This is a genomic window from Streptomyces sp. CB02923, assembly GCF_001905005.1.
In the GTDB taxonomy this organism is placed as follows: domain Bacteria; phylum Actinomycetota; class Actinomycetes; order Streptomycetales; family Streptomycetaceae; genus Streptomyces.
Genome location: NZ_LWKZ01000027.1, coordinates 457,800 through 470,378, shown reverse-complemented (window position 1 = coordinate 470,378; position 12,579 = coordinate 457,800). Strand labels below are relative to the sequence as shown.

At 69.3% G+C, this 12,579-nt stretch carries 12 protein-coding genes; 10 read left to right on the top strand and 2 right to left on the bottom strand.

What is annotated here, in order from left to right; genetic code table 11:
• Positions 1-176: 176 nt before the first annotated feature.
• Entirely contained in the window at positions 177-761 is a 585-nt protein-coding gene (locus A6A06_RS37010; protein ID WP_073767922.1) for a hypothetical protein, read from the top strand.
• Positions 762-776: 15 nt separating this feature from the next.
• Here A6A06_RS37010 and A6A06_RS37005 read toward each other — a convergent pair whose 3' ends face one another.
• Complete coding sequence (locus A6A06_RS37005) at positions 777-1,064, bottom strand: ferredoxin (protein WP_073767920.1); 288 nt, start codon at positions 1,062-1,064, stop codon at positions 777-779.
• Between the two features lie 241 nt (positions 1,065-1,305).
• Between A6A06_RS37005 and arc the strand changes: the two genes are divergently transcribed.
• The 6 genes from arc to prcA all read left to right on the top strand — a co-directional run bounded on the left by arc (position 1,306) and on the right by prcA (position 7,353).
• Positions 1,306-3,072: a proteasome ATPase gene (gene arc / locus A6A06_RS37000; protein WP_073767918.1), complete on the top strand. Its 1,767-nt coding sequence runs from the start codon at positions 1,306-1,308 to the stop codon at positions 3,070-3,072.
• 276 nt (positions 3,073-3,348) lie between these two features.
• Positions 3,349-4,860, top strand: coding sequence for a depupylase/deamidase Dop (gene dop, locus A6A06_RS36995; protein ID WP_338015980.1), 1,512 nt, complete (start codon positions 3,349-3,351; stop codon positions 4,858-4,860).
• Between the two features lie 177 nt (positions 4,861-5,037).
• Positions 5,038-5,256: a ubiquitin-like protein Pup gene (locus A6A06_RS36990; RefSeq protein WP_003981605.1), complete on the top strand. Its 219-nt coding sequence runs from the start codon at positions 5,038-5,040 to the stop codon at positions 5,254-5,256.
• Positions 5,257-5,521: 265 nt separating this feature from the next.
• Positions 5,522-5,704 carry an endonuclease domain-containing protein gene (locus A6A06_RS36985; protein ID WP_079194607.1) on the top strand — a complete coding sequence of 61 codons (183 nt, stop codon included), beginning with the start codon at positions 5,522-5,524 and terminating at the stop codon, positions 5,702-5,704.
• Positions 5,656-6,501 (top strand): proteasome subunit beta, encoded by an 846-nt coding sequence (prcB, locus tag A6A06_RS36980; protein WP_073767914.1) that lies wholly within the window; start codon positions 5,656-5,658, stop codon positions 6,499-6,501. The genes A6A06_RS36985 and prcB overlap by 49 nt, the downstream gene beginning before the upstream one ends.
• A gap of 63 nt (positions 6,502-6,564) precedes the next feature.
• The gene (gene prcA, locus A6A06_RS36975; RefSeq protein WP_073767912.1) at positions 6,565-7,353 is read left to right on the top strand and encodes a proteasome subunit alpha; all 789 of its coding nucleotides are present in this window, start codon (positions 6,565-6,567) and stop codon (positions 7,351-7,353) included.
• A gap of 197 nt (positions 7,354-7,550) precedes the next feature.
• Here the strand turns inward: prcA and A6A06_RS36970 are convergent, their stop codons facing one another.
• Positions 7,551-8,612: a LacI family DNA-binding transcriptional regulator gene (locus tag A6A06_RS36970; RefSeq protein WP_073767910.1), complete on the bottom strand. Its 1,062-nt coding sequence runs from the start codon at positions 8,610-8,612 to the stop codon at positions 7,551-7,553.
• Positions 8,613-8,735: 123 nt separating this feature from the next.
• On the opposite strand from A6A06_RS36970, the gene A6A06_RS36965 reads away from it, so the two are divergent.
• The 3 genes from A6A06_RS36965 (at position 8,736) to A6A06_RS36955 (ending at position 12,540) form a co-directional block, all read left to right on the top strand.
• Positions 8,736-10,004, top strand: coding sequence for an MFS transporter (locus A6A06_RS36965; protein ID WP_073767908.1), 1,269 nt, complete (start codon positions 8,736-8,738; stop codon positions 10,002-10,004).
• A gap of 9 nt (positions 10,005-10,013) precedes the next feature.
• Positions 10,014-11,375: a Pup--protein ligase gene (gene pafA, locus A6A06_RS36960; protein ID WP_073767906.1), complete on the top strand. Its 1,362-nt coding sequence runs from the start codon at positions 10,014-10,016 to the stop codon at positions 11,373-11,375.
• Between the two features lie 172 nt (positions 11,376-11,547).
• Positions 11,548-12,540: an FKBP-type peptidyl-prolyl cis-trans isomerase gene (locus A6A06_RS36955; RefSeq protein WP_073768369.1), complete on the top strand. Its 993-nt coding sequence runs from the start codon at positions 11,548-11,550 to the stop codon at positions 12,538-12,540.
• Positions 12,541-12,579: the final 39 nt, after the last annotated feature.

The window sequence follows — 12,579 nt, the reverse complement described above, 5'->3', positions numbered from 1 at the left end:
CTCGCACCCCCCGAACCGTCCGGCGCCGCCGACGAGTTCCCGTCCACCGGGAACCGTCGGCGGCGCCGTTTCGTTCGGCAGGGGGAAACCCTGCCCGTGTGTTCCCCGGCGGCCCGCCCTTGTGGAACGATGCTGGGCACTCCCACCGCCACAGCTCTTCACAGGAGTTACCCCGCGTGCAGCTCACGGCAGGCCAGGACCTCCCGCACACCCGCACCCGCGCCCTGCACTGGCTCGCCACCGCCGCCGCCCTCGCGGCGGTCGTCGCGGCCGCGTCCTTCGTCCAGCCCCCTGATGCCACGGCCACCACCGACGGCGCGCCAGGCGCCCGCGCGGCCGCCGGCCCGGCCCCCGACCCGCGCGCCGCCGCCTATCCGGTGGACTGCGGCCCGAACCGCCTCGACGTGGTCGACAGCGCCACCGGCGACCTCGACGGCGACGGCAGCCCCGAGACGGTCGCCGTGGTGCGCTGCCACACCGAGACGGGCACCCCTCCCAGCGGCGTGTACGTCCTCGCCCGCCCCGCGGCGGGCAAGGGGGCCCCGCGCGTCGCGGCGACCCTCCTCGCGCCCGCACGCCAGCGCAGCGTGGACGGCATCGCCGTACGCCGCGGTGTGGTGGCCGCGACACTCCTGGGCTACTCCTCGACCGGCGTGCCGCGCTGCTGCCCGGACGTACGCGAGCAGACCAAGTGGCAATGGAAAGGCGGGAAGTTCGTCCAGAGCGAACTTCCCGCCTCCATCGGCACACAGGGTGTGTGATCCGTCACGCTGTGTCTACTCCGCGTCGGGGCCGTAGACCTCCACGCGATCCGAAACGCGGCGTACGTGGATGCAGTCACCGGGGCACTCCTTCGCGGAGTCCCGTACGTCATTGAGCAGCGGCAGGGGGACGGGGGTGGTGGCCCCCTTGTCCTGCAGCAGCTCGTCGTCGGTGCTTTTCACATAAGCCAGACCGTCGATGTCGAGTTCGAAGACCTCCGGCGCGTACTGCGCACAGATGCCGTCGCCGGTGCAGAGGTCCTGGTCGATCCAGACCTCCAGTGCTTCGTCCTGCGCCGTCATCTCGCCTGCCGTTCCTGCGTACGTAAATCAAATGGGGCCAACCCTGACGGGTGTTGACCGTCTCGACGATACAACCGCTCGCTTTCTGATGTTGTTGGGTGGGTATCCCCATGAGGTGAGGACGTGCGCAAGGGTGAAGATCGGACACACCCCGACAGTCTTTTCGATCTAGGGGTTTCAACCTGCACCGGCCCAGGTAGGGTCAGGAAGCGTCCAGCTCCCCTTGGAGGAGGTGAGGACCGTGGCAGCCCACGACGACGACATCAACCGCGGCATCCGGCCGGGGCGGGGGTCTGATGACCCTGCCGGCCAGGTTGCCTATCTTGAGCAGGAGATCGCCGTCCTGCGACGCAAGCTCGCCGACTCTCCGCGTCACACGAGGATTCTCGAAGAGCGGATCGTCGAGCTGCAGACCAACCTGGCCGGTGTTTCGGCACAGAACGAGCGCCTCGCGAACACATTGCGCGAGGCGCGCGACCAGATCGTGGCCCTCAAGGAAGAGGTCGACCGGCTCGCGCAGCCGCCGGCCGGCTTCGGCGTCTTCCTGCAGGCGAACGAGGACAGTACGGCCGACATCTTCACCGGAGGCCGAAAACTCCGGGTGAACGTCAGCCCCAGCGTCGACCTCGACGACCTCCGGCGTGGCCAGGAGGTCATGCTCAACGAGGCGCTCAACGTGGTCGAGGCCATGGAGTACGAGAACGCCGGGGACATCGTCACCCTCAAGGAGATCCTTGAGGACGGCGAGCGCGCCCTGGTCATCGGGCACACCGACGAGGAGCGGGTGGTGAGGCTCGCCGAGCCCCTGCTGGACATCAACATCCGCGCCGGGGACGCCCTGCTCCTGGAGCCCCGTTCCGGTTATGTCTACGAGGTCATTCCCAAGAGCGAGGTCGAAGAACTGGTCCTCGAAGAGGTCCCGGACATCGACTACACGAAGATCGGCGGTCTGGGCGGCCAGATCGAACTGATCCGCGACGCGGTCGAGCTCCCGTACCTCTACCCGGACCTGTTCAAGGAGCACGAACTGCGCCCGCCCAAGGGCGTACTGCTCTACGGACCGCCCGGCTGCGGCAAGACGCTCATCGCCAAGGCGGTCGCCAACTCGCTCGCCAAGAAGGTCGCCGAGGTGACCGGCCAGCCCGCGGGGAAGAGCTTCTTCCTCAACATCAAGGGCCCCGAGCTGCTGAACAAGTACGTCGGCGAGACGGAGCGGCACATCCGCCTCGTCTTCCAGCGGGCCCGGGAGAAGGCGAGCGAGGGCACCCCCGTCATCGTCTTCTTCGACGAGATGGACTCCCTCTTCCGCACCCGCGGATCCGGGGTCAGCTCGGACGTGGAGAACACCATCGTCCCCCAGCTGCTCTCCGAGATCGACGGCGTGGAGGGCCTGGAGAACGTCATCGTCATCGGCGCCTCCAACCGCGAGGACATGATCGACCCGGCGATCCTGCGGCCCGGCCGGCTGGACGTCAAGATCAAGATCGAGCGTCCGGACGCCGAGGCCGCCAAGGACATCTTCTCGAAGTACCTCACCGAGCGCCTGCCGCTGCACGCCGACGACCTCGGCGAGCACGGCGACTCCCGCAAGGCCGCGGTCAGCGCGATGATCCAGTCGGTCGTCGAGCAGATGTACGCGGAATCCGAGGAGAACCGCTTCCTGGAGGTCACCTACGCCAACGGTGACAAGGAAGTTCTGTACTTCAAGGACTTCAACTCCGGCGCGATGATCGAAAACATCGTCGGACGCGCCAAGAAGATGGCCATCAAGGCATTCCTCGAACACAACCAGAAGGGTCTTCGCGTCGCCCACCTGCTCCAGGCGTGCGTGGACGAGTTCAAGGAGAACGAGGACCTGCCCAACACCACCAACCCGGACGACTGGGCCCGCATCTCCGGCAAGAAGGGCGAGCGGATCGTCTACATCCGCACCCTGGTGACCGGCAAGCAGGGCGCCGACACCGGCCGCTCCATCGACACGGTGGCGAATACCGGCCAATACCTGTAACACCGCCGACCGGCTGCGGATGTCCTGCACGGGGCGTCCGCAGCCGGACGCATTTCCGGGGCCACGGGAGTGATCCCCGGAAGGCGGCGACGGAGCAGGTGAAAACCGGACTGGAGCAATGACTGTAATGATCTCCCCAGCGCCGCAAAGGCGTTCTAGGCTCTTCGGTACCGCCGCGTCGCGCACTGCGGAAGCGGGGGCCGCACACGGACCGGAAGCGCAGCGGTACTTGAGCGCCGACCCCATCCGGGGGCGCCGCCGGGCAAGGAGGGCCGCATGACCGTACGGCGAGTAATGGGAATCGAGACGGAGTACGGGATCTCCGTCCCCGGCCACCCGAACGCCAATGCCATGCTCACCTCGTCCCAGGTCGTCAACGCCTACGCGGCGGCGATGCACCGGGCGCGACGCGCCCGCTGGGACTTCGAGGAGGAGAACCCGCTGCGGGACGCCCGAGGCTTCGACCTCGCCCGCGAGAACGCCGACGCCAGCCAGCTCACCGACGAGGACATCGGGCTGGCCAATGTGATCCTCACCAACGGGGCACGTCTGTACGTCGACCACGCGCATCCGGAGTACAGCTCGCCGGAGGTCACCAATCCGCGCGACGCGGTGCTCTGGGACAAGGCCGGCGAGCGCATCATGGCCGAGGCCGCCGAGCGCGCGGCCCAGGTCCCCGGCGCCCAGCCCATCCACCTCTACAAGAACAACACCGACAACAAGGGCGCCTCCTACGGCACGCACGAGAACTACCTGATGAAGCGGGAGACCCCGTTCTCGGACATCGTGCGGCACCTGACGCCGTTCTTCGTCTCGCGCCAGGTCTACGCCGGTGCCGGCCGCGTCGGCATCGGCCAGGACGGCCACGAACACGGCTTCCAGATCAGTCAGCGCGCCGACTACTTCGAGGTCGAGGTCGGCCTGGAGACCACCCTCAAGCGCCCCATCATCAACACCCGTGACGAGCCGCACTCCGACGCCGAGAAGTACCGCCGGCTGCACGTGATCATCGGGGACGCGAACCTCTCCGAGATCTCCACGTACCTCAAGCTGGGTACGACCGCGCTGGTGCTGTCCATGATCGAGGACGGTTTCATCGCCGCCGACCTCGCCGTCGACCAGCCCGTACGCACCCTCCACCAGGTCTCCCACGACCCGACGCTGCGCCGCCTGATCACGCTGCGCAGCGGCCGGACCCTGACCGCGGTACAACTCCAGATGGAGTACTTCGAGCTGGCGCGCAAGTACGTCGAGGACCGGCTCGGCGCGGACGCCGACGAGCAGACCAAGGACGTCCTGACCCGCTGGGAGGACGTACTGGGGCGCCTGGAGCACGACCCGATGAGCCTGTCCGGCGAGCTGGACTGGGTGGCCAAGCGGGAGCTGATGGAGGGCTACCGGCGCCGGGACGGGGTGGAGTGGGACGCGGCCCGGCTCCAGCTGGTCGACCTCCAGTACGCCGACGTCCGGGCCGACAAGGGCCTCTACAACCGCCTCGCGGCCCGCGGCAAGATGAAGCGCCTGCTGACCGACGACGAGGTCACCCGGGCGATCCAGGCGCCGCCGGAGGACACCCGGGCGTACTTCCGCGGCCGGTGCCTGGAGCAGTACGCGGACGACGTGGCCGCGGCCTCCTGGGACTCGGTGATCTTCGATCTGCCGGGCCGTGACTCTCTGCAACGGGTACCGACGCTGGAACCGCTGCGCGGCACCCGTAACCACGTCAAAGAGCTGCTCGACCGGTGCCGTACGGCCGAGGACCTGGTGCGGGTCCTTTCCGGAGGGTGACCAAAGGCCCGATCGGGCATCCGATCCGGGGCTGAAATGTCCCCGGGCGGGAATCATCGGGGTGACTCCCGGACGTTGCACGAAGACGACCAAGAACAGGGCCGATGTCAGACCCGGCTTGTAGGGTCTGATCTTGACAGTCACATCGAGCGGGGCGAACCGAGCGGGGTGAGGGACATGGCGACCAAGGACACCGGCGGCGGACAGCAGAAGGCGACGCGTTCGACCGAGGAGGTCGAGGAGCAGTCGCAGGACGCGCAGGCCGCGGACGATCTCAAGGAGCGGCAGGAGAAGCTGTCGGACGACGTCGACTCCGTGCTGGACGAGATCGACGACGTACTCGAGGAGAACGCCGAGGATTTCGTGCGGTCGTTCGTGCAAAAAGGCGGACAGTAACGGGTATGCCGGGAGCCGTCGGCAGCCGGTGCGGGACGTGCGGGCGCGGCGGGCCGTCGGCCGCGTACGCCGTGCACACGAACCGGCGTGACGGTTTCCGGCTCCGGCACCGGGAGCGCGCGGCCGAGCAGGCTGCCGCGCGCTCCCGGCGCCGCCGGTACGTGCTCGGTGAGCGCGTACGAACAGCCCGTCCCGGGCGTCGGCACACGACCGCGGGGACCGGGAGGCGAAGAGCTGCCGCAGCCCTCGCCCCGTCCGCCTCCGCATGCATGTGGATCATGACCGCAGGACAGGTAAGGTCCGGGACGTACTGTGCTTCAGCTGCAACGCAGCGCTGGGCCAATTCAAGGATCGGCCGCACGTCTTGAAGCGGGCGGCCGAATATCCGGAAGGAAACGTGTGGAAGCCAACACTCGTAACGCCGGGCATCTACCAGCTGCCTTCCTGACGCCCGGGTCCTCGTCGTTCATGGACTTCCTCGGGGAGCACTCGCCGGAGCTGCTGCCGGGCCGCCGGCCGCCGCTGCCCGTGCAGGGGACCATCGAGGCGCCGCACGGCACCACGATCGTCGCGGCGTCGTTCCCCGGCGGGGTGGTGCTCGCCGGTGACCGCCGCGCGACGATGGGCAACGTCATCGCGCAGCGCGACATCGAGAAGGTCTTCCCGGCCGACGAGTACTCCGCCGTCGGCATCGCCGGCACGGCCGGTCTCGCGGTCGAGATGGTCAAGCTCTTCCAGTTGGAGCTGGAGCACTTCGAGAAGGTCGAGGGCGCCCAACTCTCCCTGGAGGGCAAGGCCAACCGCCTCTCGACGATGATCCGCAGCAATCTCGGCATGGCCATGCAGGGCCTGGCCGTGGTGCCGCTGTTCGCCGGCTGGGACGTGGACCGCGAGAAGGGCCGCATCTTCTCGTACGACGTGACCGGCGGGCGTTCGGAGGAGCACGGCTTCGCCTCGACGGGCTCCGGCTCGGTCTTCGCGCGCGGCGCCCTCAAGAAGCTCTACCGCGAGGACTTCACGGAGAACCAGGCCGCCACGGCCGTGGTCCAGGCGCTGTACGACGCCGCGGACGACGACTCGGCGACCGGCGGCCCCGACATGGCCCGCCGGATCTACCCGATCGTCACGGTGATCACCGAGGACGGCTTCAAGCGGTACACCGGAGCCGAGGTGTCGGAGATCGCCCGTGCCATCCACGAGCGGCGGCTCGACGAGCCCGACGGCCCGCGTGCCGCGCTGCTCTGAGGACGGATGTCCGCCATGCACGCGCCACTGAGAGAGTCATTGACAGAAAGGGACGGATAGCCGGTGTCGACGCCGTTCTATGTCTCACCCCAGCAGGCCATGGCCGACCGGGCGGAGTACGCCCGCAAGGGGATCGCGCGCGGCCGCAGCGTCGTGGTGCTGCAGTACGCCGACGGCGTGGTCTTCGTCGCCGAGAACCCCTCCCGCGCCCTGCACAAGGTCAGCGAGATGTACGACCGCATCGCCTTCGCGGCGGTCGGCAAGTACAACGAGTTCGAGAACCTGCGCATCGCCGGCGTGCGCTACGCCGACCTGCGCGGCTATACCTACGACCGCGCGGACGTGACCGCGCGCGGCCTTGCCAATGTCTACGCCCAGACCCTCGGCTCGATCTTCTCCAGCGCCGCCGAGAAGCCCTACGAGGTCGAGCTGATCGTCGCGGAGGTGGGCAACGCCCCCGAGGATGACCAGATCTACCGGCTGCCGCACGACGGTTCGATCGTGGACGAGCACGGCTCGGTCGCGGTCGGCGGCAACGCCGATCAGATCAGCAGCTACCTCGATCAGCGGCACCGCGACGGCATGACGCTGGGCGAGGCCCTGAAGCTGGCCGTCGAGTCGCTCTCCCGCGACAACAACGGCGGTGAACGCACGCTGGCCGCCGACCAGTTGGAGGTCGCGACCCTGGATCGTACGCGACCGCAGCAGCGGAAGTTCAAGCGGATCCTGGGCCGTCAGCTCTCCCGGCTGCTGGAGGAGAACGGCGCCGCGGAAGGCTCCAAGGAAGCCGCTGACGACTCCTCGGACTCCGAGGACACGTCCGGATCCGACGGCGGTTCCACGACGTCGTGACACGACGCGGGCGGCGTACGGCGAGTCCGTAGGCCGCCGCAGTGCGGACGCGCCGTCGTCCGCACGGGCACGGGCCTTCACGCGCCCCGGCGGGTCTGCATCCGCCGGGGCGCGCCGCCGTTCCCGGACCTCCCGCGCCGCTGCCTCCGCCACGGCGGCGTCCGCTCCTGGAGGGCCCGTTACTGGGGTGTCCCTTTCTAGGGCGTCCGTTCCTGGGGCGGCGGCGCCGTCGAGCCGCGGACGAGCAGGTCGACGGGCAGGGTGACGGGCGTGGGCGCGCCGCCGTCCAGAGCCGTCATCAGGGCGCGCATCCCGGCGGCCCCGACCTCCTCGGCAGGCAGCCGTACGGTGGTCAGCTCCGGCTCCACGGCCTTCGCCAGCGCCAGATCGTCGATGCCGGTGACGGAGACGTCCTCGGGCACCCGCAGACCCAGCCGGCGCGCGGCCTTGCAGGCGCCTGCCGCCAGGAGGTCGTCGTCGCACAGCAGGGCGGTCGGGCGGGGGCCCGGCCGGGTCAGGGCCGCGTGCGCCGCGCGCAGCCCGGCCTCCACGCTGAGCGCCGCCGGTTCGGCGCGTACGTCCGCGTCCGGGACACCGCGCAACGCCTCGGCCAGGGCGCCCGCGCGTACGTGGAAGGTCCAGGAGTCGATGGCGGCGGCGAGGTGGGTGATGCGCCGGTGGCCGAGGGCGAGCAGATGCGCGGTGAGCCGCCGCACCCCGTCGGCGATGTCGGGGTTGACCGTCGCGGTGGCCTGGGCGTCGTCCGGGTCGCTGTCGAGCATGACCAGCGGCAGGTCCTCGCCGCGCATGGCGGTCAGGGCGTCGGTGGCCATGGAGGAGGCGATGACGCCGTCGAGTGCGGCGCGCGCGGAGGCGAAGGGGTCCCGGGCCGGGCCGATGCCTTCGGGGGAGGGGTACAGGACGACGCCGAAGCCGTGTTCGGCGGCGACCCGGGCCGCGCCGGTGTAGACGCGGGCGAAGTACTCGCTGGTCAGGGCGGGGACGACGAGCAGCGCGGTACGGGTGCGGCCCATGCGCAGGCTGCGGGCGGCCAGGTTGGGGCGGTAGCCGAGGTCGCGTGCGGCGGCGCGTACGGCGTCGGCCTTGTGCGGTGAGACACGGCCGCGCCACTTGTCCCCGAGCACCAGGGAGACGGCGGCCTGCGAGACGCCGGCGGCCCGTGCGACGTCCCGGCTGGTGACGCGGGGTGCGGCGGCCGTGCCGGGGCGCGCTGCTGTCGGGTGCTCCTGGGCGGTCACCGGGGTCGGACTCCTCGCGTCGGGCGGCGCGGTGTGGACCCGCGGGTTGCGTCCATGGTACGTATGACGCCGCACGTTATACGTAACACTTCCCGGGGTGGCACCGGGGGAAATGGGGCCGGCATGGCCGCTGGGTATGCGGAGCTGCTCCGGACGCGTCATGCGCTCCGGCTGCTGGCCGGGACGCTGGTCGGCCGGCTGCCGAACGCGACCGGGCCGCTCGCGGTGGTGCTCTTCACCCGCGCCGAGGGCGGCGGTTACGTCCTCGCGGGCGTGCTCTCCGCCGTCTACGGGGTGAGCAACGCGATCGGGCAGCCGCTCCTGGGGCGCGCGGTGGACACGTACGGGCAGCCGCGCGTGCTGCTGCCCTCGGCCGTGGTCTCCGCCCTGGGCATGGCGCTGCTGGCGGTCGTCGGCCTCGAACCGCTGCCCATGGCGTACATCGCGATGGCGGTCGCCGGGTTCTTCACACCGCCGCTGGAGGGCGGGCTGCGGGCGCTGTGGCCGGGAGTGCTCAAGCGCGAGGACCGGGTGCACGCCGCGTACGCGCTGGACGCGGTGGCGCAGGAAGTGCTGTTCGCGGTCGGCCCGTTGCTGGTGACGACGTGTGTGGCGCTCTGGTCGGAGCGGTGGGCGCTGCTGGTGATCAATGTGATCGGGGTGCTCGGCGCGCTCTCCGTGGCCGTCTCCCCGCCCTCGCGGCAGTGGCGCAGCGCGCCGCGTGAGGCGCACTGGCTCGGCGCCCTGCGGTCGTCCGGGATGCTGGTGCTGATCGCCTCGTTCTTCTTCGTCGGGCTGGCGCTCGGTTCGATAGCGGTGGCGGCCGTCGCGTACGCGGACGAGCACGGCGGCGGCATGGTCTCCAGCTATCTGCTGTCCGCCCTCGGCGTCGGCGCCCTCCTGGGCGGGGTGGTGTACGGCGCGCGGCAGTGGCCGGGGCATCCGGAGAACCGGCTGCGGCTGCTGGTGGCGTTGCTGGCCCTGGGGTACCTGCCGCTGGCGCTGACGCCGGGTGTGGCGGGGATGACGCTGCTGACGGGGGTGGCCGGTGTGTTCCTGGCGCCCGCGCTGGCGTGTGCGTTCGTGGTCGTGGACGGGCACGCGCCCAGGGGGACGGTCACCGAGGCGTTCTCCTGGCTGGTGACGACGTTCGGCGTCGGGTCCGCGCTGGGGATGACGGTGGTCGGGCCCGCGGTGGAGCGCGGTGGTCCGGCCGCCGGGTTCGGGGTGGCGGGTGCGGGCGGCGTGGCCGCGTTGCTCGTACTTGTGTCGACAAAACGCTTTCTTTCCCCTGGTGGCGGCGCCGCCGTGAGCGGTGCTGCACAGGTCACGGCGGAAAATGATCGGAACGAGGCCGCCCAACCCGGTTTCAGAGCAGGCCATCAGGCGTAATGTTCAGTCATGGACCGCCGCATTTTCGGGCTGGAGAACGAGTACGGCGTCACATGCACGTTCAGGGGACAGCGTCGACTGTCTCCTGACGAAGTGGCGCGGTACCTCTTCCGCCGTGTCGTGTCATGGGGCCGCAGCAGCAATGTCTTCCTGCGGAACGGCGCCCGCCTGTACCTGGACGTGGGATCGCACCCGGAATACGCAACCCCCGAGTGCGACAACGTGACCGAACTGGTCACCCACGACAAGGCCGGCGAGCGCATTCTCGAAGGTCTGCTGGTCGACGCCGAACGCCGCCTGCACGAGGAGGGAATCGCGGGCGACGTCTATCTCTTCAAGAACAACACCGATTCCGCGGGAAACTCCTATGGTTGCCACGAAAACTATCTCGTGGCCCGGCACGGAGAGTTCTCCCGGCTCGCGGACATTCTCATCCCCTTCCTGGTGACCCGTCAGCTGCTGTGCGGAGCGGGCAAGGTCCTGCAGACCCCGCGCGGGGCCGTCTACTGCGTGAGCCAGCGCGCCGAGCACATCTGGGAGGGCGTCTCCTCGGCGACGACCCGCTCCCGTCCGATCATCAACACCCGCGACGAACCGCACGCCGACGCGGAGCGCTACCGCCGCCTCCACGTCATCGTCGGCGACTCCAACATGTCCGAGACGACCATGCTGTTGAAGGTCGGTGCCACCGACCTCGTCCTGCGCATGATCGAGGCGGGCACCGTCATGCGGGACCTGACGCTGGAGAACCCCATCCGGGCCATCCGGGAAGTCAGTCACGACATAACCGGTCAGCGCAAGGTGCGGCTGGCCAGCGGCCGGGAGGCGTCGGCCCTGGAGGTGCAGCAGGAGTACTACGAAAAGGCGGTGGACTTCTGCGAACGGCGCGGTATCCGTACGGGCACGGTCGAGCAGGTCCTGGAATTGTGGGGCCGTACCCTCGAAGCCGTACGGGAGCAGGATCTCGACCGGATCGCCACCGAGATCGACTGGGTGATGAAATACCAGCTCATCGAGCGCTACCGCGCCAAGAACAACATCACCATGTCGCATCCGCGGGTGGCGCAGATAGATCTCGCGTATCACGACATCCACCGCCGCCGGGGCCTTTACTACCTGCTGGAGCGGAAGGGGCAGGCAGCCCGTATCTGCAACGACTTGAAGATCTTCGAGGGCAAGTCGGTGCCCCCGCAGACCACCAGGGCCCGGCTGCGCGGTGACTTCATCCGCCGGGCGCAGGAGCAGCGCCGCGATTTCACGGTCGACTGGGTGCACCTGAAGCTCAACGACCAGGCGCAGCGCACGGTGCTGTGCAAGGACCCCTTCCGGTCCGTGGACGACCGGGTCGAGAAGCTCATCGCGGGGATGTGAGTCCGGGTCGTCACCGGATACGGTGACGACCGGACGTGGATGTGCCGGGAGCGCGGGAGCTCCCGGCACATTGCTGTATTACGCCGTTGTGTTGCTTATGGAAATGCCCCCGGGGTCAGGTCGTAGAGTGGCGGGCATTGCCCACCCACCCCACGACCCCGAGTTGGACTTCATGAACTTCACGAAGAACACCCGCCGCGCCGCCGCCGCGGCACTGACCGTGCCCCTCCTGCTGTTCACCGCCGCCTGTGGGTCCGATGACGGCAAGGGCTCGTCGGCCTCCGCGGTCGCCAAGGTGGAGGGGAAGCCCGGGGAGCAGCCCAAGATCACGGTGCCGAAGGACGCCAAGGCGCCCGGTGAGGCGGTCACCAAGACACTGAACGAGGGCAAGGGCGACACGGTCAAGAAGGGCGACTACGTCCGGCTGGACTTCGCGGCGCAGACGATGAAGGACGGCCAGAACCTCGGCAGCACGTGGACCAAGCAGCCCGGTGCGGATGCGAAGGCCCCGCGGATGCAGCTGGTCAGTGAGATCAGCGACCAGCAGACCCAGCAGCAGCTGCCGCAGAAGGTGCTGGAGGCGGTGGCGGGGCAGAAGGTCGGCAGCCGGTTCGAGGTCGAGGGCACCGCGAAGGCGCTGATCGGCGACAACCTGAACCCGCAGTCCGGTATCAAGCCGGAGGACGGCCTGGTGTGGGTCGTGGACGTGGTCGCCGCGGGCAAGGCGGACAAGAAGGGCAAGTCCGACGGTCAGCAGGCGGCGCCCGAGGAGGGCATGCCCGAGGTCAAGGCGGAGGGCGAGAAGGCCGCGACGATCACCGTCCCCAAGGGGGAGAAGGCGCCCGCCGACCTCAAGGAGCAGGTGCTCGTCAAGGGCAAGGGCCCGAAGGTCAAGGCCGGTGACGGGCTGATCGCGCAGTACACGGGCGTGAAGTGGGAGGACGGCAAGAAGTTCGACTCCTCCTGGGACCACGGCGGGGCCACCGCCTTCCAGATCGGCACCGGTGCCGTCGTCAAGGGCTGGGACCAGGCGCTGGTCGGCAAGAACGTCGGCGACCGCGTGGAGATCGTGATTCCGCCGAAGCTGGGCTACGGCGCCAACCCGCAGCACGAGCTGGCGAAGAACACCCTCGTGTTCTCCGTCGACATCGTCGGCACCGTGTGAGCATGATCTGCCAGACTGTGTACGTAGCTGTGCACATTC

Excerpts from the sequence above, each read along its gene's own strand:
- A6A06_RS36965 (WP_073767908.1), top strand. The coding sequence starts at position 8,736 with ATGGCCGCTGGGTATGCGGAGCTGCTCCGGACGCGTCATGCGCTCCGG.
- A6A06_RS36990 (WP_003981605.1), top strand. The coding sequence starts at position 5,038 with ATGGCGACCAAGGACACCGGCGGCGGACAGCAGAAGGCGACGCGTTCG.
- A6A06_RS36985 (WP_079194607.1), top strand. The coding sequence starts at position 5,522 with ATGCATGTGGATCATGACCGCAGGACAGGTAAGGTCCGGGACGTACTG.
- A6A06_RS37005 (WP_073767920.1), bottom strand. The coding sequence starts at position 1,064 with ATGACGGCGCAGGACGAAGCACTGGAGGTCTGGATCGACCAGGACCTC.
- A6A06_RS36955 (WP_073768369.1), top strand. The coding sequence starts at position 11,548 with ATGAACTTCACGAAGAACACCCGCCGCGCCGCCGCCGCGGCACTGACC.
- pafA (WP_073767906.1), top strand. The coding sequence starts at position 10,014 with ATGGACCGCCGCATTTTCGGGCTGGAGAACGAGTACGGCGTCACATGC.
- dop (WP_338015980.1), top strand. The coding sequence starts at position 3,349 with ATGACCGTACGGCGAGTAATGGGAATCGAGACGGAGTACGGGATCTCC.